Below are 19,601 nucleotides of genomic sequence, written 5' to 3'. Positions count from 1 at the left end.
CGAGCAGCTCCAGTTTCATGCAACAGGACAGAACCATGGCCCATTCGGCTTCATTGACCGATGACGAAATGGCCCGATACGAGTGGCAAATGTGGTCACCTGATCTCGGTAAGGAAGGGCAGGAGCGGCTCAAGGCATCGACGGTTCTGGTTTCCAGGGTTGGAGGTGTGGGGGGAACCGTTGCCTGCTATCTGGCGGCTGCCGGCGTTGGTCGGATTCTCATTACTCATGCCGGCAATGTGAAGCCAGGTGACTTGAATCGACAGATTCTGATGACGACGGACTGGCTGGGTAAACCACGCGTTGAGTCAGCCTGTCGCAGGCTTCGCGCACTGAATCCGGAGATCGAAATCATCGGACTGGCTGAAAACATCAATCGGTCAAATGCTTCGGGATTAGTCAAACAATCCAGCGTAGGTGTAGACGCGGCACCGTTATTTGAAGAACGGTTTGCTATGAATGATGCATGCCTTGAATGGAAGCGTCCATTGGTTGAATGTGCGATGTTTGACTTTACCGCACAACTCACCACTTTGATTCCCGGCAAGACTGCCTGCCTGCGATGCCTCTATCCTGAGGTGCCTGAAGAGTGGAAACGGGAATTCCCGGTACTTGGCGCAGTCTCCGGCACAGTTGCCTGTATGGCTGCGGTCGAAGTCATCAAGCTCATTACAGGGATCGAAGCCCCGCTTGCGGGTGAAATACTGCTGATGAACCTCAGATCGATGTCGTTCCGGAAGCTGCCGATCCTCCGCAGACCAGACTGCCGGTTCTGCGGGAACATTTCACTTTGAGACGTCCAGGGCTCCCAACGCAATGTTGTTACAGTTATCGAACCGGCATTGTCATTGTCGGCGATTGGTAAAACAGAGCTATGATTTTGCCAGGTACAGCTGTTGGATGTCTTCTACCGTGACGGTGATATGACGTATGAAGCCGCTGTGAGTGCGGATGTACTCGATATTTCGAGCAATCGACGGATTCTGGTGAATTGTGTGGGCAACCCACTGGCGATCCTGGGGAGGCAGGTCGCCCACGGATGGATCCCAGCTTGTTCGAGTCTCAACTACAAGGGCGTCGATTCGAGAATCAAACTTCGCCATAGCTCCGGCTTTCGCAACTACGAGATACTATTAAAGACAGCCAGCAGCATTGCAAACAAATTAGTCTTTGCCTGCAAGGGTGAGCATTTTGCGAGCGCGTTCCAGTTTGCGGGCCATCGCCAGATACTCCTCATCGGAGTTCGACTTAGCGGCTTTCGCGGACTGTAATTGCTCTGCTGCCGATTTGCGACTGATCTCTGAGACTGGGATCGCGGCATTCGTGAGTACGGAGACCACTTCCCCCTTCACCTGAACGAAGCCACCTTCAACAAAGTAGGACTCTTCTTCGCTCCCGTTCGTCAGACGTAATTCGCCGATCCCCAGACGTCCGACCAGCGGCGCACGGCCCGGATAGAAGCCGGCTGAACCGTCAAACAGCGGCACACGGATCGACGCGACTTCTCGGTCGAACAGAGTCTTTTCGGGAGTGACGAGTACCAGTCGCAAATTAGCCACGAATCTTCTCTCTCGCTGCATGTGCCAGGGACACAAACCGCCGAATCTGTTTGCAGGGCCGGATTACCACCAGGATCAGGCCTCTGCCTGCATCTTCTTGTATTGCTCTTCTGCTTCTTCAATTGCCCCGACGTACATGAAAGCTGCTTCCGGCAGGTGATCCCATTTCCCGTCGCAGATTTCCTCGAAGCTGCGTATGGTGTCAGCCAGTGGGGTGATCTTACCAGCTTTTCCTGTAAAGACCTCTGCAACGAGGAACGGCTGCGAAAGAAAGCGTTCAATTCGTCGAGCCCGATGGACGACCATCTTGTCCTCTTCGCTCAGTTCATCCACCCCAAGAATTGCGATGATGTCCTGAAGTTCTCGGTAGCGTTGCAGCGTTTGTTGTACTCGTCGGGCGACGTCGTAGTGATGCTGACCAACATACTGGGGGTCAAGAATTCGACTGGACGATGCCAGCGGGTCGATGGCCGGGTAGATCCCTTTTTCCGCGATACGTCGCTCGAGGTAGATGAACGCGTCAAGGTGAGCGAACGCGGTTGCAGGTGCCGGGTCTGTCGGGTCGTCTGCAGGAACATATACAGCCTGAACAGAGGTAATCGCACCGCCCGATGTTGAGGTAATTCGTTCCTGAAGTTCACCCAGTTCGGTCCCAAGAGTTGGCTGATATCCCACCGCTGAAGGCATACGCCCAAGCAACGCAGAAACCTCAGAACCTGCCTGAGAAAATCGGAAAATGTTGTCAACGAACAGCAGAGTGTCTGCACCAGTTGCATCGCGGAACCACTCCGCCATGGTCAGCGCGGACAATGCAACTCGAAGTCGTGCTCCGGGGGGCTCGTTCATCTGCCCGAACACCATACATGTTTGCTCAATAACAGAACGCCCCGTATCACCGATCTTGGCTTCCTGCATTTCCAGCCAGAGGTCGTTTCCTTCACGCGTTCGTTCACCAACTCCCGCGAAGACAGAGTAACCACCGTGTGCACTCGCAATACGAGCAATCATCTCGGTCAGAATGACGGTTTTACCCAGTCCGGCTCCTCCGAAGAGTCCCGCTTTACCACCGCGTACGAACGGGGTGAGGAGGTCAACCACTTTGATCCCTGTTTCGAAGAGTTCGGTCTTCGCACTCAGGTTCTCCAGTTTGGGCGGGCGTCGGTGAATGGCCCATCGCTCTTCGCTGGCGACTTCACCGCGACCATCAATCGCATCCCCGAGAACATTGAAGACACGTCCAAGAGTTTCTTTACCCACTGGAACAGACAGTGGTTTGCCTGTGTCGACAACCTCCATCCCACGCACCATTCCGTCGGTAGAACCGAGGGCGACGCAACGAACCTTTCCGCCACCAAGATGCTGCTGGACCTCACCAGTAACCTTGATCGGGTTGCCTTTAACATTGGCCTCGATCAGAAGGGCGTTGTAGATCGACGGAAGATGACCTTCTGGAAACTCGGCATCGAATGTCGATCCGATCACCTGCGAAACCTTGCCGGCTACTGCTACTACTGCTGTGTCACTCATGGGTAATTCGCCCTGTGAACCTGATATCCAGAATGAACGCGCCTAATCCGCACGTTTGAAAACAAAAACTGATCTGTACCAGCGGATCTGATCTGACTATTCGAGAGCTGCAGCTCCGCCGATAATTTCCGCCAGTTCTGATGTAATACCAGCCTGGCGAGCTCTGTTGTACTGCTGCTTAAGATTGCCAGCCATTTCGTCTGCGTTTTCGGTTGCTCCCTTCATCGCCACCATTCGAGCGATTTGTTCGCTGACTGCCGCGTCCAGGAAACACTTGAACAACTTAGCCTGAAATGCAGCAGGAACGATCTCTTCCAGAATCTCCTGTGCTGACGGCAGGAATTCGTAATCGATACCGCTACCGGATGACTCGGCGACACCGGTCGAGAGATTAGCAATGGGAAGCAACGATTCGACAACGGCCGTTTGACGGGCCGATGATTCGAACCTCGTGTAGGCCACATCCAATCGATCAATGCGACCTGCAATGAAGTCTTCCGAGAATCGCTGACCGAGCTCGTTCACTTCTGAAAACGCGGGATTGTCTTCGAAGTGCGTGTAAGTGCGACTGAGCGCAATTTTTTGGAAGTTGAGGAACTTGATTCCCCGTTTTCCCGAGGCTTCGAGCGAACAGTTGACCCCTTTGCTCTTCAGGTCACGATAGTGAACAAGTGCCTGACGGAGTACGCTTGCATTGTATCCGCCGCACAGACCTCGATTTGAGGTCAGCACCAGCAGAATGCTGTTCTTTTCTTCGGAGCGTTTTTCGAGCAGCGGATGAGTGAACTTCAAATCCGCCTGCCCGAGATCTCCGACAATCTCGGAGATCTTTCGGGTATACTCCGCAGCTTCGGTCGCCCGATCCATAGCTCGCTTGAACCGACTGGTCGCAATCAGCTCCATCGTTCGCGTAATCTTGCGGATATTGCGAACCGCTTTCAGTCGCTTAACGAGTAGTCGTGCATTAGCCATGAATTAACCGTCCGAAACAGATCGGATAAAAACAAATCCGAATACGAAATCAATCCCAAAGCAGCCTACGCCTTACTCGCCCAACGAGCCCTGAATGCCTCGAGGGCAGCCTTCAGTTCCCCTTCGATTTCGTCCGTCAAAGCTGCTTCTGAGACCAGTTTGTCCCGCATCGAAGCATGTTCAGTACGGATGAACTCATGAAGTTCGTTCTCTGCCTGTTGCACCTGATTGACAGGCACTTTATCGAAGTAACCTTTTGTGCCGGCGTAGATCGTAATCACCTGGTCTGCGACGTGCAGAGGTCGGAACTGTGGCTGCTTCAGCAGTTCCACCATTCGATAGCCGCGGTCCAGTTGTGCTTGAGTTGCCTTGTCGAGTTCCGTACCAAGCTGTGCAAACGCTTCGAGTTCACGGAAGGCAGCAAGGTCCAGTCGCAGGCTGCCTGCGATCTTCTTCATTGCCTTGGTTTGAGCATTGCCACCCACGCGAGACACGCTGATGCCCACGTTGATCGCCGGACGAATCCCCTTCCAGAACAAGTCCGGTTCGAGGTAGATCTGTCCATCCGTGATGGAAATCACATTGGTGGGAATGTAGGCGGACACTTCACCTTCCAGTGTCTCAATGATCGGCAACGCCGTCATTGAACCGCCACCAAGTTCCGCGCTAAGCTTAGCTGCACGCTCCAGGAGTCGGCTGTGGCAGTAAAAAACGTCGCCCGGGAACGCTTCGCGACCTGGAGGACGCCGCATCAGAAGTGAAAGCTGTCGATAGGCAGTCGCCTGCTTCGAAAGGTCGTCGTATACGACCAGCGTGTGCTTGCCCTGATACATAAAGTATTCAGCCATCGCTGCACCAGCGTAGGGCGCGATGTACTGCAGAGGGGCCGGATCGGCGCTGGTGGCTGCGACGACAATGGTATAATCCATCGCGCCGTTTTCACGAAGTACGTCGACGATACCCGCAATCGAAGATGCACGCTGACCACAGGCAACATAGACGCAGATAACGCCTGTTTCCTTTTGATTCAGAATGGTGTCGATCGCGACAGCCGTCTTCCCTGTCTTTCGGTCACCAATGATCAGTTCGCGCTGACCACGGCCGATTGGGGTCATGGCGTCAACAGCTTTGATACCCGTTTGCAGCGGCTCTTTGACGGGCTGACGTCCAGCAACACCCGGAGCGGCTGTTTCGATAGGCCGTCGGTCGTTTGTCAGAATTGGACCTTTGCCGTCCAGTGGGTTACCCAGAGGGTCAACCACTCGCCCCAGCATTGCTTCTCCGACAGGCACGGAAAGCAGCTCACCCGTGGAACGAACCTCATCGCCTTCGACGATCTCAAGGTAGTCCCCAAGGATAACCACGCCAACGCTGTTCTCTTCAAGATTGAAGGCCAGTCCGCGTGTGCCGTTGGAGAACTCCACCATCTCGCCCGACATGGCTGTAGACAGCCCTGTGCAGCGAGCGATACCGTCACCAACTTCAATCACGCGACCGACTTCGGCGGTCTGAACCTGACCACGAAATTCTTCAATTTCCTTCAGTATGACTGAAGCGATCTCGTCCGCTTTGAATTTCATTGAGAGCTTTCTCCACCAAACGACCTCTCAGCTGTTGAAGCCGGGATCGAAGCGATGAATCGTAAACAGTGTCGCCAACCTGGATGATCAGGCCGCCGATCAGGGACTCGTCGACCGATTCCTGCAGAATTGGCTCGAACCCAAGTTTTTCTTTCAGTTGTTCAACCACTTGCTTTCGGGATACATCCGTCAGAGCTTTTGCAGAACGCACTCGAACACGTTTCTGCCCTGCAGCTTCTTCCAGGATTCGGGTAACGACCTGCCGAATCACTGGCAGCAGGTCGATGCGGCTATGTCGCACCAACACTCGCAGAAAATTCGATAAGCAGTCGGAAACCCGCCCAACAACCGTGCGATCAATGATCGCAAGTTTGTCGTCGCGAGAAACAAAAGTGGACGTGAGAGTGTCAAGAATCTCCGGATGCTTCTCAACGACCTCGTCAACAAACGAGATTAGTTCTTCTACAGCTTCACTCACGCCAGCCTGTTGTGCTGCGGTCAGATAAGACCGTGCATACAAACTGGCCACAGCCAGCACGCCGGGATCTTCCAGCACACTGTCAGGACGAGTTTTCAGACGTGACTCAACCATAGAACGAACACCTCAACGAGACGAATGCCTCTTCGCACACGGGATCAATTACTATTCTCCGCCGAATTATCGGGAGATGCCTGACAGCGCTTCGCTGACAAGACGCTCCTGATCCTCGGCTGTTATCGCACGCCCCAGAACATGTTCCGTCGCAGCAAGTACCTGAGAATTTACCGCGGTGAATAATTCAGACAACGCTGCATCCCGAGCCTGATTGATATCATCACGGGCGCGGTCTCGCATTGCTGCCGTCTCGTTCTGGGCAGCAGCAATCAGGTCCTGGCTTGTTCGCTCCGCGTCACGTTTGGCTTCCGCAACCATCGCCTGAACTGTTCGTTCAGCGTCCTTCAGCTTTTGCTCATAATCCGCGAGCAAAGCCTGAGACTTGCGACGGTTTTCTTCAGCCTCTTCGATTGACTTGCGGATGCCTGCCTCACGAAGATCCAGACCCTGAATCATTGGCCCCCATGCGAACGTCTTCAATACGAAGAGAAACGCCAGGAATGTCACCAATGACCAAAGCGCGAGGTCACTCTTGAAGCTCAGTGGGATGCCCGTTTCATGGCCCCCATCACCGTGAGCGTCATGAGCGTCACCATGTTTTGCATCACCATGATCTGCATCACCGTGCTCAGCTTCCGATGCTCCATGGCTTTCGTGCTCCCCTGCTTCAGCCGCAGGATGAGCTTCATCCGCGAACGATGCCGAAGAAACAAACAGACACAAGCAACTGAAAGCCAAAAGAGCCTTCAAATGCACCTGGCAATTTGCAATGCAATTCTTCATGACCAGCAAACACCCAAAACAGAAATCACCTGACTTACCGCCAGCACTGACGACCAGACACACTGGCCGCTCAACACTACGACTGCATGCAGACGATCAGAGCGAAGAATGTCGCACCTTCGATAAGAGCAGCAGCGACGATCATCGCACCACGGATGTCGCCAGCAACTTCCGGCTGACGAGCCATGCTCTCAACCGCAGCAGCACCGATCTTGGCAATACCGAAAGCTGCACCCAGCATAACGATACCAGCACCAGCAGCACCTGTCAGGTTAACAAGAGCCTGGTCGCCGCCTGCTTCCTGAGCCATTGCTGGAACAGACATGGCCACGAATGCTGCTACAGCCAACAGGCAAATCTTAGCAAATTGACTCACCACAAAACTCCTCTTCTACACGAACCAAAGGATGACCGACAGAAGGATCTGTCAGTCTGGGCAAAACTACATCATTACAAAGCAAGCAACATCAATCGAAACTTCGACATCAGTGCTTGTGAATAGCTCCGGCGATGAAGATTGTCGCGAGGAACGAGAAAACATACGCCTGCAGGAACGCGACAAACAACTCAAGACAACCAATAAAAACCTGACCGACAATACTTCCAGTCAGAACCATGCCGTAGACAGCATCATTCACTCCGGGTTTCGCTGCTTCAGCAATGAACCCCAGGATCACTGCAAGAACTGTGTGACCGCCCATAATGTTGGCGAATAATCGAACAGCCAGAACACCGTGCTTGATGAAAAAGCCCAGCAGTTCGATCACAAACATCATGCCAGCCAGAGCCAGTCCTGGCACACCACCAACCCCGGTTTCGGGGATCAGGTTACCAAAGAAGCCATTGATCCCCATTGCCTCGACACCATAAACAAATGTCGCAGCCAATGCGGTCAGAGCCAGGGCTCCAGTCACATTAATATCACCAGTGGCAGAACCGAGAAACGGTACAGCACCGAGTAAGTTGCAGAACAAAATATAAAAGAAGCAACTCCAGATGAACGGAAGGTACTTATCTGCGGGATGGCCGGCGACAGGAAGAGCAGGCTGATGACCGACGACTTCGTGACCATGCTCACCATGCAAGCCATGGCCATTGTCGTGATCGTGCGAATGATCCCCGATCGTGGGTCGAACAACTTCATCACGGAGAAAAAGGGCGATCGATTCCCAGAAATTCCAGAACCGGCCTTTTGCTGGCTGACCACTGCGAATGCGGCGGGCCAGACCCGTAAAAATGAACATCACAAGCACCGCCGCAACAACCTGCAGCAGCATGAACTTCGTGAGCGGATACCTGAAGAACTCCTCCAGGCTTGGATGCCAGCCTCCAGGCAGCTCAAGGGAGCCAGAGTCGCGAACGTGATGAAATGGATCTCCACTCATTCCGAAACCGCCTGCCACCTTACAAGAAAACAATTCGTCAACGACGCCGCAAAGACCGCTTTAACAACCATACCTCTGTCGCCATCGACAGAAGGTAGAACAACACCAGCCATCCGGAAAAATCAGCAAAACCAAACTCGGGTCTCATTTTCCGAACAAATAACGCCGCTCCTGCGACAGAGAACAACCTCACACTTGTCTGCAGCAGCAATGCTGCCAATTCGTTGCGAACGATAGCGAGACCAGAGAGGAACACAACGATCCAGCCCGGGACTAAACAACAAATCGCCGCAAGCGTCATCCATTGCACCCCAGCCTCGCCACGCAGGATGCGAGCAGGCCAGAAGCAAAGTATCCACCCAAACACCAGCACCACTGACAATGTTGCTGCCGCCCGAATGAAACCAGACTCAGCTTTCCTTGTCACAACTCTGAGGTCTCCCTGTTTTCGGCCTGCAGCTTCTTCTGCTCTTTCGATTCTCGATCTATTCGCAGAAGCAGCTGCCGAAGAGACAGACCCCATGTCGCAAAACCAAGACACGCGCCACAGACTGTTAAAACCGGCCTGCAGCCAAACCTCGCATCAGCGGCGTAACCGCAACCAACACAAATCACCAGAGCAACTGCCCCTGAGATGACTTCGTTCGCTGCTCGGTACGCCTGAGCAATCTGGCTGGCTCGGCTTTTCCCGGATCGGCCAGAAATCGACAACACGAGTCTCCTGCGAAGTGCCTGAAAAGTCCGGGCAGCCGTGCCTGAGTGGCGAGAGTCTAAAAGTCGCCCCGAAGGCAGTCAAAGTGGCTCGCTGTCGCACCTGGCATTTCCCGGAAACGGGATGTGTTTTGTCAAGTGAAAAGAGTTGAACAATCTTCTTGCAATTCGGCAATTAATGAACCGTCAGGTACACGCCGGCAATCGCGACCACAGTCGACAAGACAGACCAGGCTGTGATTTGCACTCCGGACAGGATTCTGACAAGAGGGGTGGCAAAGAGTGGTGTCGTTGAGAGCAGCGTCATCGCGATGGCGACGGTTGAGTGTTTATAAGCTATCTGGCTCAGCCAGATCCCAAGCCACGTTCCCAGCAGGACTGCTGGCAGAAAGGTCCGAATGACCGTCGGACGCAGAACCGTTTTTGTGATCGTGGCCAGTCGCCCGGGAAACAAAACGAGGACAGATCCCATCATCGCGCTGGTCAGTATTCGAATGAAGGCTGCCTCCAGCGGATCACTTCCCGAGAGGCCGTGCCGACTCGCCACAGCCCCTCCGGCGCTGAAAACAGCTCCCAAAAATCCCTGCACCACACCAGAAGAAATCGTGCCTGGGAAAAGACCGGGTGACTCCTTTTCCGCTCGCCGATCGGAGATGACTCCCGCGACACCAACGAGGGTTAATGTCATGCCCACAGCTGAAACAATGCTGACCGTTTCAGACAGAAATAACCACCCCAGGATCGCTGCAAACACTGGAGAACTGGTCGATACCATCAGCGCTCGACGTGGTCCAAGGATCTGAAGACTGCGGAAATAGAACGTATCGCCAATCACGATTCCCATCAGTCCACTGAGCGAAAGCCAAAGCCAGCTTGCTGCGTCCGCACGGAACATCGGAGTCTGCATCACCAGGGAATGGATGGCCAGATGAACGAGAAGCACCATCGAGCCGATGGAGTTCTTTGCGAAGCTGATACCAGCCGCTGACAGCGGTATCCGGCTGTATAACATGCTGCCCGTTGCCCAGCATGCTGCCGCCGTCAGCGCGCTGACTTCTCCGATGCCCATTGTGTTTCAGGCCTGGTGGTTGAATGATGCGAAGGGGGGGGTGAATGATGGACCATCTCGTGCGTCTGACGAATAGACGAACGCCTTACACAAGTTCAAAGGGAACTTCGCCGCCCGGAACAAGCGCCGTTGGTCGGCCGGACAGATCGACGATCTTATCGTCAACGCTCAGCCCCATCGCCCGGTAGATAATTGCGCAGAAGTCTTCAACTCCAACCTTCCGCTCCGTCGGATATTCCGCTTTGTCATTCGTCGCACCAATGACCTGCCCGTGGCGATACCCGCCACCCGACAACAGGATGCTCTGCGCCTGTGGCCAGTGGTCGCGGCCAGCGTTGTCGTTAATTCGCGGTGTGTGGCCAAATTCGCCCGCAACGACAACCAGCGTGTCGTCCAGCATGCCCTGTTCTGCCAGATCCTGAATCAATACTCCCACGCACTTGTCGTGGCGGGGCAGCTTGTCTCTGAGAGCTCGCTCAATATTTCCATGGTCGTCAAAGTAGCCGGTGTTCAGCGAAACATAACGAACACCTGCCTGAATCAGGCGACGGGCCAAAAGAGCCTGCTCACCCCATCCGGGGCCATACCGCTGACGAAGAGATTCCGGTTCGTCTGAAATATCAAATGCTTTGCGCACACGTCCCGACAGAACCAGATCCATTGCCTGATGATCGACTGCGTCCAACTGCTCGAACGTTCGGTTGCGGTCGATCTGTCGTTTCAGGCTGTCAAGCTGACCGCGAAGCGAAACGCGATCGACGACCCGCTTTTCTGACAACCCATCGACCAGCGAAAAACTTTTATAATCGCCGGTTGGCAGAGTTCCAGCTTCGTTTCCGTAGCTGAAATCGCCATAGCGAAAAGGATTGTGGTTGACACCCAGCCAGGCAGCTCCGTGGAATCCGAATCCGCCATCATTGAAGTTGACGCTGGAAAGTGAGCCGGGCTGTGTCGGTCCCAGTAAATGCGAAGCAACGGCCCCCATGGACGGATATCTGGGCATACGGTCACTGCCATTTGCTCCCAGTCGGCCGGTCAGCATCCAGTGAGCGGCAGCCCAGTGGTCTCCGTTGCCGTGTGAAAAGCTCCGAATCACGGTGCACTTATCCATTACTTTTGCGTGTTCAGGCAGCAGTTCGCAAATATCCAGCCCCGCCACGTTGGTCGCGATCGGTGAAAACGCCCCTCGATACTCACTGGGGGCGGCTGGCTTCATGTCGAAGGTGTCGAGCTGCGAGGGTCCTCCGTGCATCCAGATAAGAATTACAGATTTCTTTGATCTGGATGATGGATGCATGGCGGCCGACTGCTCAGCCTTCAGTAGATCCGGCAATCTCAGACCAAATGCTCCCAGAGACCCAATCTGGAGCATTTTGCGACGCGAAATGCCATCGCAGAATGCGCGACGAGAATCTGGCTGGCTGACGATGTTCAGCATGGCGGGCAGTCCTGGGCCTGGAAATGGCAGGGGGGAACTATCTGGTGGGCAGGTCCCGGTGTTCGGACCGGGTTTTTCAACTTCATCTTACTCTATCGAAACCCGTGGCAAAGGAAAATCCGCATTGAGGCCTTCCGAGACAGCGACGAATCCGGTCTTGCTTCAGATTCGGTCAGTCAGGACACTTCTTGTTAGTTAAAGCCTCTGTTCATGGACGAACGGTTGTGACAGGTTTCATCGTCAATGTGGAAAAACGCAGCCGATTCGCTCGGCGAAGGCGGGTTGCTGCGCCGATTCTTGTTGGCGGCATCCTGATGGCACTGGCGAGCTGTGTCTCGTCCCCACCGCAAATGCCCTACAGCGGGGCCAGTGCAATTTATGTCTCTGTAGCAAATCGGGACCTGCTGTGGGAGCGAGCCGTTTCTGTGCTGAACTACAACCACTTCCTGGTGGCTCGCGAAAGCAAACTCGAAGGTGTGATTGAAACGGAATTCAGAGCAGGCGCAAATCTCCTTGAGCCCTGGCACCCGGACTCCATTGGTTTTGAGAACCGCCTGGAAAGTACGCTTCAGTCCATTCGCCGTCGGGTTGTCGTGACAATGCAGGCTGCTGCCCCGGGGCAGACCAGTGTCAGTGTGCGGGTCGACAAGGAGATTGAGGATTTGCCGGGGTTGGCAGCCAGCTATGAAGGAGGTGCGACGTTCCGAGAGGGGCAACCTTTGCAGAGAGATCTGACTCAGGTGATCGGACAGTCTGCGCCATCACGATGGCTGCCGATCGGGCGTGACACTCTGCTGGAACAAAAACTGCTCAGAGAAATATCGGGAGCTGCCGGTGTGCAGCCAAACTCCCGGTGAGCAATCGGATCCATGGCTGGGAGTTGATGAAGATCTTCAGGTGTCGCTACCCGTTCGGCAATTCGCAGCTCGGTCGGAAATCCAGGGTGAGTTTCGGCGAGCCGAAGTCCGTTCGAACCGGCCGTCCACTAAAGTTCACGACCGACCATTATATGGATTCGACGTCCCCGGTAAATTCAGCCGGGTTAGCAAAGCAGTCTGTGTAATCCCTGAAATTGAAGTCAATCGATTCAGCCATTCGATCCACGATTGAAAGGGTGTCGCTGTAGTCGTCGCTCGTCTCGATCAGAAAATACTCGATTAGAAACTTCAGCGTACGACCAAGCTGAATGGCCCCGGCTTTGGGCGGCAGCGCCATCGGGCGCATTTGAATGTCTTCATCGCTGCGAGCCCAGTCCCGGACCCACCATGCGAGAAACTCAAGACTTAGCCACGCGTCTGGTGAACGATCCAGAATCACTTCGATCTGAATCATTACTTCGCCCTGACGGCCGCCATTTGTCCGACGCAGGATGGCCTGTGGAAGATCCCCAAATTCGCCGGGCAGAGACAGGACGTTCGGCTTTAGATCTTCCAATGGTTTTGGTGAACAGAAACACGCAACCACTGCGGGCAGCGATTCCACAGACGCGATGAGCTTATCGACTTGCGGCGGGTACTGCATGCGACCGGTGTCCGTTCAGAGACTTGGCGTCGCCGGGCGTTTTTTCGGCGGCAACACTGGATCAGGCTGAGGCCAGCTTCGAAAGTTCCTGGTGGAGCTCTTTCAGGGCGGAAACAGATTCTCGTTGTCGAACTTCAATGGCCCGCAGCAACGCTGCTCCTTCCTCATCACCAGCAGCTGAAAGCGACGTCACTGCGTCGGAGATTCCGTTGCAGACCTTCTGCTGGCTGTTGTCGAGCAGATTCAGGAGGCCAAGTAACGACAGGAACTGAAGATCAGTGTATTCCGTTGGGAAAGTTCCAAAGTCGATTGGAAACTCCCGTTCATTGAGGAGTGCAACAATGTCCGCAACATCCTGACGCTGTCGTGCGGCAATGACGTTCACCTGCTCTTCAAGCGATTGCCCCGCATTGCTGACCCAGGGCCAGCTTTCAGACACATACTGAAGGAAGCTGTGGGCCATGCTGATCAGCACATTATTCAGCAGTGTTTCATTGTCCTGAAGAGCCATGTGCGACATCCGAAGTAGCAAGAGATCTATGACTGGATTGGAAAACAGGCCGGAGACAACGTCAGAAGCTGGCGACAGATTCCGCAGCGACACTCGCAGTGTTCGTCAGCCCGGTCATGATTTGCGGCAGCAGACCCAGAAGGACAACAAAAAGTCCAAGAACACCTGCGTATGCACCTTCGTAGGAGAACCAGTTGACCGGTACCGGCCGAGCTCCCTCAGGTCGTTCGTCCAGGAACATGGTCTTTAGGATCTTCAGGTAGTAGTAAAGGCTCAGCACTGTATTCAAGCCACCGAATGCCACCACAACATACATGAACCAATGAACTTCGCCTGCCTTCAGAGCAGCGGCAAAAATCATAAGCTTGGCAAAAAATCCCCCGAACGGGGGCATTCCGACAAGGCTGAAACAGCATACCAGCATCGTGATGCAAAGAACGGGTGACTGACTAATCAGACCCTTCACGCTGTCGATGTCTTCACTGAACGTGTGATTGCGACAAAGTGCGATTACCGCGAATGCTCCGAGATTCATGAACATGTAAACGGCGAGATAGTAAAGCAATCCTTCGAGAGAACCCCGAATTGTTCCCGCATAGTCCGCAGCGGATCCGCTGTTCTGAAGAACCATCATTGCTGAAACAGCCATCAACATGTAACCGGCATGAGCAATCGTTGAATAGGCCAGCAGGCGCTTCATGTTCGTCTGTGCATAGGCCGCCAGGTTACCGTAGGTGGTTGTGATGCAGGCGATAACACCGAGCCCAATTCCAAACGCCGTCAGTAAGCTGTCAACTCCGGTGGCACCTGAAAGGGCGAGACACAATCGCACAAGCAAACCAAACGCACCGGCTTTCGACGCAACTGAAAGGAAGCCCGCGACTTCTGCAGAGGCCCCTTCAAACGCATCCGGGCACCAGAAGTGAAACGGCACCAACGAAAGTTTGAAAGCAAGCCCCACCATAATCAGCAAAACGCCAAGAGTTACTGTTCGAATCTCCGGGTCCGACAGACCGCCAGTTCCACCAGCTGCAGCTTCAGTCAGTCGGGAGGCAATCGCGGACATGTCACCAGTACCCAGGACTCCGGCAAGGAGGCTGACACCATAAAGCATGACGCCAGCGGCCCCGGCACCGTAAACTACATACTTCAGCGCTGCCTCGCTGCTTGGTTTGCGACCCTTCAAAAAACCAACCATGGCGTAACTCGGAACGCTCGCCATTTCAACGCCCAGGAACAAAATCAGCAGATTGTTCGCACTGGCCATCAGCATCATGCCGATCGTGGCACCGAACAATAAGGAGTAAAAGTCAGGGCCATCTTCGTTGTCCGGGATGCCGGTCAATGCGGTAAGTGCAATTGTCAGCAGCAGAAACAGCGACAGGAAACCTCGGAAATAGACCGAAAACAAATCCTGGATCAGCATCCCGGAAAAGAAAGTCTCCGAGAATACTCCGTTGTACTCGGCAACGAGAGTGAACTGTCGGTAGGTCGCCCACAACGAAGCGAATGCACCGACTACGGCCACCAGATAGGAAGGTACCCATCGATCGGCGTTGAAAAGCCGAAGCAGTAGCATCAGCACGATCGTTACACTCAGGCACAGCTCGGCGCCAAAGAATGGCAGAGATCGAGTCGTTGTTTCCTGAATCAGGCTGTCGATTAGCTGAGAGAACACCATGTTCTTTTACGCCGACTTTTTCGGGGTGCAGATTGAATGAGAGGACGCTACCAGACAAAAACGGAACTATCGGCTGGCCTGAGTCTGGTTGACATCCATGCTGGCCTTTTGGTAACCCGATTCCAGTGACTCAACCAGTTCCGTAGTTGATACCTTCATGACGTCAAATGCGATTCCGGGACGGATCCCAAACACAATTGCCAGAAACAGCAAAGCGCCTGCAACCGCAACTTCACGACCATTGATCGGGGTAATTGCCTCAGGATGAGGACCTTTGTATTCGGGGCCGAGATAAACACGCTGCATCGCCCAGAGGATGTATCCAGCCGTCAAAATCACTCCTGAAGCGGCAATGATCGCCAGAAGCGGACTGAAACTCCAGGTGCTGATGACAACGAAGACTTCACCAATGAATCCGCAAAGCCCTGGCAGTCCAAGACCGGCAAAGAACAAACCAGCGGACAGACCGCCGTAAAGCGGCATAAGCCCCATCAGACCGCCGAACTTGTTGAGATCACGATGGTGGACGCGATCGTAAATGACCCCCACCATGAAGAACATGCCTGCAGAAGAAATGCCGTGAGCGATCATCTGAAACATGGCGCCATTAATGCCCATCAACCAGAATTCGCCGTTCTCTGTGGCTCCTGTTCCTTCATTGATTTTCCAGATTGCCAGACCCAGAAGAACGTACCCCATGTGGCTTACTGAACTGTAAGCAACCAGGCGTTTGAAGTCCGTCTGCGCCAAAGCAGCGAATGCCCCATAGATAATGCTGATGACGCCGATGGCAACCATCGCGTACGCAGCATGCTGAGCACCGTACGGGCACAGGGGGAACGCGATGCGGATAATACCGTAGCCACCCATCTTCAGCAGGACACCTGCCAGGATCATACTGATCGGGGTTGGGGCCTCCACGTGTGCATCGGGCAACCAGGTATGAACAGGGAATACCGGCAGCTTGATGGCGAACCCAATGAAAAGCATGATGAATGCAGTGATCTGCAAAGAGGGACTCAACGATAGCTGCAACGTTGATTCAGCTCCTGCGGCCACCTTTGCCAGTTCAATCAGGTTGAAACTATCGTGGTTGCTCCACTGTTGAAGTACAGCATCAACATGGCGATCAGCATCAGGACACTGCCTGCCAGTGTGTACAGGAAAAACTTGATGGCTGCGTATTCTTTTCGAGGTCCGCCCCACACACCGATCAGGAAGTACATTGGCAGAAGCATCACTTCCCAGAACACGTAGAACAGGAAGAAGTCCAGTGCCAGGAACACGCCCATCATTCCACTTTCGAGCAGCAGAAACAGGATCATGTACCCTTTCACATGCTTCGTAATGCTCCAGGAGGCTGTCATGGCCAGCATGCTGACCAGTCCTGTCAGCAGGACAAGTGGCAGACTAATCCCGTCCACGCCAAGGCGGTAGAAAATATTCCACGACTCCACCCAGGGTATCTGCACCGCGAATTGTATTCCGCCATTCGCGTAATCGAACTGCCCCCAGAGCGCCAGAGTCAGGCCGAACGTTATGATCGTCGCACCAAGTGACCAGAAGCGGATCACATCGGTGTTGCGACTATCAAAGAAGGCGAGAAAGAAAGCAGCGACCGCTGGAAGGAAAATAATTGCGCTGAGCAGGAATTCTGGATTCATCGCTTTTGCAACGCCTGTTAGAGGCTAAAGGAAGTGTCAGTTATTGTTGAGCGAACGGGCCAGGCCCAATCGGTCTTTATCGAGGAAAAGTCGTAAACAGGACGGCAAACAACGCGACAACACCAACCACGATGAACATGACGTACTGGCGAAGTCGGCCCGTCTGAAAGTTTCTCAGTGATAACGCGAACGTCTGTGTAGAAGACGCCAGCAAATTGACGAATCCATCCACGAATTTCTCATCGAACTTGCGGTCCCATTGTGCCACAACTACGGTGACTTTAGCAGCACCGTGCAGAATGCCGTCAAAGATCGTTCTGTCAATCCACGCACAGAACTTCCCAACGATATGAGCGGGCTGCATAAACAGACCGTCATACAATTCATCGAAGTGCCATTTGTTGACGAGGAAGGAATGCACACCAGCAAGTTGCTGCTTGATTCGTTCCGGGCTAACCAGATTTGTTCCGTACAGGATGTAAGCCAGCAAAGTACCCGTGACTGCGGCCAGTAATGCCATAGTTCCGGCTTCGCTGTGCACAGCATGAATGGCACCGTGACCTGGCAGAGTCAAGCTGCCCGTGGTCGCTGCAATTCCGTCCGCAACGTGACCAGGTTCATCACCAGTGATCAGCAGGTAGAGTGGCCCGTGTTCACCGCCGAAGGCACAGAATGCCGCAAAGACTGAAAGCACCAGAAGCGGAGCCGTCATGATTGCAGGTGATTCGTGGCAATGATCATAGACGTGCGAGTCGCGTGGCTTCCCAATGAAGGTGTAGAACCACAACCGAAACATGTAGAAGGCGGTGATCCCAGCTGTCAGGAGAGGCATGATGAACAGCAGATAGTGGGATGGATTCGCCTTCACAAAGGCAAGCGCACTTGCAACCACTGCGTCCTTGGAATGAAAACCGGAAAATGCAATTCCCGTGCCGGGTATAGCGAGTCCCGAAATCGCAATCACACCGACCAGCATTGTAAATGCGGTGATTGGCATCTTGCGCCAGAGACCACCCATTTTGGGCATCTCCTGTTCATGATGACAACCGTGAATCACGCTGCCGGAACAGAGGAACATCAATGATTTGAAGAATGCATGGGTCACCAGATGGAAAAGTCCTGCACCCCAGCCAAAGACACCCAGACCAAGCATCATGTAACCGAGCTGGCTGATGGTTGAGTACGCCAGGACTTTCTTGATATCAGTGGCAACAATCGCAATCGTCGCGGCCATGAATAGAGTGATACAGCCGACATACGCGATGGTCAGTAAGACTTCCTGCACGAACATCGGGTAGAATCGTCCCACAAGATAAACACCTGCGGCGACCATGGTGGCCGAGTGAACCAACGCACTGACCGGGGTCGGACCCTCCATCGCATCGGGCAGCCAGGTCTGCAGCGGGAACTGGGCACTCTTGCCAACGCATCCGGCAAAGACACCAAGTCCGGCGACGATCAGGAGTGCATAAGGAATGGTCTTCGGGATTCCTGATTCTCCCACAACCGGGTGACCGGTTTGATCATGGATCAACACGCCGCCTGTAATTGGCTCAGTTGCAAGGACTCCCGCGTCATCCCGTTGAATCATCTCGAACAGACCCGCCTGGACAATATTTCCTTCGGCATCTGTGGTTGAACCGAATCGGAACACTCCGAAATACGTCCAGATGACCATCAATCCAATGAGGAAGCCGAAGTCGCCAACCCGGTTCATGATGAACGCTTTGTTGGCTGCGTTGCTCGCGGATTTTCGTTCTGTGTAGAAGCCAATCAGAAGGAAGCTGCAGATCCCGACGAGCTCCCAGAAGACGAATACCTGAAAGATATTGCCGGCGAGGACCAGGCCCAGCATGGAAAAACAGAACAGGGACAGAAAGGCAAAGAAACGATAGAATCGACCTGGTCGATGGACGTGGTGCCCATTCGCAAGATGGGCATGATGGTCGACATACTCTTCGGTCAGCTCATCGCTCATATACCCCATCGCAAACAGGTGAATACAGGTTGCGATCAGAGTAACCATGGTAAACATGACCAGGGTCAGACTGTCGATGTAGTAGTCGATGGAGAGCTGAAGCGAGCCGAAAGTGGCCAGCGTGTAAATGGTGCCCGAATAGACGGTCTGCTTATTGCCGGAATGTTCATGCCCATCGGAATGCTGGCCGTCTGCGTGATCATCGGCTGAGTGGTCACTGGCTGCGTGCTCATCAATGCTGGCGAGTTGATAAGTATCAGTGGCAGCGTTCGCTCCGTGATCACCATGGTTACCATCACTATGGTTAACACCACCATGATCGCCGTCGGCGTGACCTTCCTCGCCATGGTCGCGGCTCTCCAGCACGGTCCAGCCGTTGGTGTTGCCCCAGATTACCAGGGCAGAAGCACTTGACAAAAAGCCAGCTGCGATACACCCGACAGCAATCCATGCTGCCAGCTTGCTTTGTCGGGTACCCCAGAAGCCACCGAAGATCTCAACTGCAAATCCGACAAGCGGAAGCAGCCACGCGATCATCAAAAGGTTTCTCAGCGTTTCGCCAACCATTGGGAATCCCAACACAACAGAATGGTATTTTTCAGAAATCAACCACCAACCGGGTCCGCC

Annotated in this window: 21 protein-coding genes; 2 read left to right on the top strand and 19 right to left on the bottom strand. The window is 53.9% G+C overall.

What is annotated here, in order from left to right; genetic code table 11:
- The first annotated feature begins 35 nt into the window (after nucleotides 1–35).
- A complete protein-coding gene (locus tag R3C20_13910) occupies nucleotides 36–794 on the top strand; it encodes a HesA/MoeB/ThiF family protein (protein ID MEZ6041596.1) in 759 nt (252 codons plus the stop codon).
- Nucleotides 795–872: 78 nt separating this feature from the next.
- Here R3C20_13910 and R3C20_13905 read toward each other — a convergent pair whose 3' ends face one another.
- The 13 genes from R3C20_13905 to R3C20_13845 form a co-directional block, all read right to left on the bottom strand.
- Nucleotides 873–1,103 (bottom strand): hypothetical protein, encoded by a 231-nt coding sequence (locus R3C20_13905; GenBank protein ID MEZ6041595.1) that lies wholly within the window; start codon nucleotides 1,101–1,103, stop codon nucleotides 873–875.
- Nucleotides 1,104–1,163: 60 nt separating this feature from the next.
- On the bottom strand, nucleotides 1,164–1,559 hold the full coding sequence (gene atpC / locus R3C20_13900) for an ATP synthase F1 subunit epsilon (protein MEZ6041594.1): 396 nt from the start codon (nucleotides 1,557–1,559) through the stop codon (nucleotides 1,164–1,166).
- A 75-nt stretch (nucleotides 1,560–1,634) separates the two neighbouring features.
- Entirely contained in the window at nucleotides 1,635–3,086 is a 1,452-nt protein-coding gene (gene atpD, locus R3C20_13895) for a F0F1 ATP synthase subunit beta (GenBank protein ID MEZ6041593.1), read from the bottom strand.
- A gap of 96 nt (nucleotides 3,087–3,182) precedes the next feature.
- Nucleotides 3,183–4,058: an ATP synthase F1 subunit gamma gene (gene atpG / locus R3C20_13890; protein MEZ6041592.1), complete on the bottom strand. Its 876-nt coding sequence runs from the start codon at nucleotides 4,056–4,058 to the stop codon at nucleotides 3,183–3,185.
- Nucleotides 4,059–4,123: 65 nt separating this feature from the next.
- Nucleotides 4,124–5,638, bottom strand: a complete 1,515-nt coding sequence (gene atpA, locus R3C20_13885; GenBank protein MEZ6041591.1) for a F0F1 ATP synthase subunit alpha — start codon at nucleotides 5,636–5,638, stop codon at nucleotides 4,124–4,126.
- Nucleotides 5,589–6,230, bottom strand: coding sequence for an ATP synthase F1 subunit delta (gene atpH, locus R3C20_13880; protein ID MEZ6041590.1), 642 nt, complete (start codon nucleotides 6,228–6,230; stop codon nucleotides 5,589–5,591). Before atpH ends, atpA begins: the two co-directional genes overlap by 50 nt.
- Nucleotides 6,231–6,296: 66 nt before the next feature.
- Nucleotides 6,297–7,016, bottom strand: a complete 720-nt coding sequence (gene atpF, locus R3C20_13875) for a F0F1 ATP synthase subunit B (protein MEZ6041589.1) — start codon at nucleotides 7,014–7,016, stop codon at nucleotides 6,297–6,299.
- A gap of 76 nt (nucleotides 7,017–7,092) precedes the next feature.
- Nucleotides 7,093–7,392, bottom strand: a complete 300-nt coding sequence (locus tag R3C20_13870; GenBank protein ID MEZ6041588.1) for an ATP synthase F0 subunit C — start codon at nucleotides 7,390–7,392, stop codon at nucleotides 7,093–7,095.
- Nucleotides 7,393–7,501: 109 nt separating this feature from the next.
- Complete coding sequence (atpB, locus tag R3C20_13865; protein MEZ6041587.1) at nucleotides 7,502–8,401, bottom strand: F0F1 ATP synthase subunit A; 900 nt, start codon at nucleotides 8,399–8,401, stop codon at nucleotides 7,502–7,504.
- A gap of 37 nt (nucleotides 8,402–8,438) precedes the next feature.
- Nucleotides 8,439–8,828, bottom strand: a complete 390-nt coding sequence (locus tag R3C20_13860) for a hypothetical protein (GenBank protein ID MEZ6041586.1) — start codon at nucleotides 8,826–8,828, stop codon at nucleotides 8,439–8,441.
- A complete protein-coding gene (locus R3C20_13855) occupies nucleotides 8,825–9,115 on the bottom strand; it encodes an AtpZ/AtpI family protein (protein ID MEZ6041585.1) in 291 nt (96 codons plus the stop codon). The genes R3C20_13860 and R3C20_13855 overlap by 4 nt, the downstream gene beginning before the upstream one ends.
- A gap of 172 nt (nucleotides 9,116–9,287) precedes the next feature.
- Nucleotides 9,288–10,181, bottom strand: a complete 894-nt coding sequence (locus R3C20_13850; GenBank protein ID MEZ6041584.1) for a DMT family transporter — start codon at nucleotides 10,179–10,181, stop codon at nucleotides 9,288–9,290.
- Between the two features lie 85 nt (nucleotides 10,182–10,266).
- Nucleotides 10,267–11,619 carry a DUF1501 domain-containing protein gene (locus tag R3C20_13845; protein MEZ6041583.1) on the bottom strand — a complete coding sequence of 451 codons (1,353 nt, stop codon included), beginning with the start codon at nucleotides 11,617–11,619 and terminating at the stop codon, nucleotides 10,267–10,269.
- A gap of 224 nt (nucleotides 11,620–11,843) precedes the next feature.
- Here R3C20_13845 and R3C20_13840 point away from each other — a divergent pair, with 224 nt between their 5' ends.
- Nucleotides 11,844–12,476, top strand: a complete 633-nt coding sequence (locus tag R3C20_13840; GenBank protein MEZ6041582.1) for a hypothetical protein — start codon at nucleotides 11,844–11,846, stop codon at nucleotides 12,474–12,476.
- Between the two features lie 148 nt (nucleotides 12,477–12,624).
- On the opposite strand, the gene R3C20_13835 is transcribed toward R3C20_13840, so the two are convergent.
- The 6 genes from R3C20_13835 to nuoL all read right to left on the bottom strand — a co-directional run bounded on the left by R3C20_13835 (nucleotide 12,625) and on the right by nuoL (nucleotide 19,541).
- Nucleotides 12,625–13,140, bottom strand: a complete 516-nt coding sequence (locus R3C20_13835) for a hypothetical protein (protein MEZ6041581.1) — start codon at nucleotides 13,138–13,140, stop codon at nucleotides 12,625–12,627.
- 61 nt (nucleotides 13,141–13,201) lie between these two features.
- A complete protein-coding gene (locus tag R3C20_13830) occupies nucleotides 13,202–13,651 on the bottom strand; it encodes a hypothetical protein (GenBank protein ID MEZ6041580.1) in 450 nt (149 codons plus the stop codon).
- 61 nt (nucleotides 13,652–13,712) lie between these two features.
- The gene (locus R3C20_13825) at nucleotides 13,713–15,332 is read right to left on the bottom strand and encodes an NADH-quinone oxidoreductase subunit N (protein ID MEZ6041579.1); all 1,620 of its coding nucleotides are present in this window, start codon (nucleotides 15,330–15,332) and stop codon (nucleotides 13,713–13,715) included.
- A 66-nt stretch (nucleotides 15,333–15,398) separates the two neighbouring features.
- On the bottom strand, nucleotides 15,399–16,391 hold the full coding sequence (locus R3C20_13820; protein MEZ6041578.1) for an NADH-quinone oxidoreductase subunit M: 993 nt from the start codon (nucleotides 16,389–16,391) through the stop codon (nucleotides 15,399–15,401).
- A 14-nt stretch (nucleotides 16,392–16,405) separates the two neighbouring features.
- Nucleotides 16,406–16,996, bottom strand: a complete 591-nt coding sequence (locus R3C20_13815; protein ID MEZ6041577.1) for a proton-conducting transporter membrane subunit — start codon at nucleotides 16,994–16,996, stop codon at nucleotides 16,406–16,408.
- Between the two features lie 76 nt (nucleotides 16,997–17,072).
- The gene (gene nuoL / locus R3C20_13810; GenBank protein MEZ6041576.1) at nucleotides 17,073–19,541 is read right to left on the bottom strand and encodes an NADH-quinone oxidoreductase subunit L; all 2,469 of its coding nucleotides are present in this window, start codon (nucleotides 19,539–19,541) and stop codon (nucleotides 17,073–17,075) included.
- Between the last annotated feature and the right edge of the window lie 60 nt (nucleotides 19,542–19,601).

The organism is Planctomycetaceae bacterium, assembly GCA_041398825.1.
GTDB lineage: Bacteria > Planctomycetota > Planctomycetia > Planctomycetales > Planctomycetaceae > F1-80-MAGs062.
The sequence above is the reverse complement of the archived record's forward strand: the minus strand, read 5'-3'. Positions and strand labels throughout refer to the sequence as shown.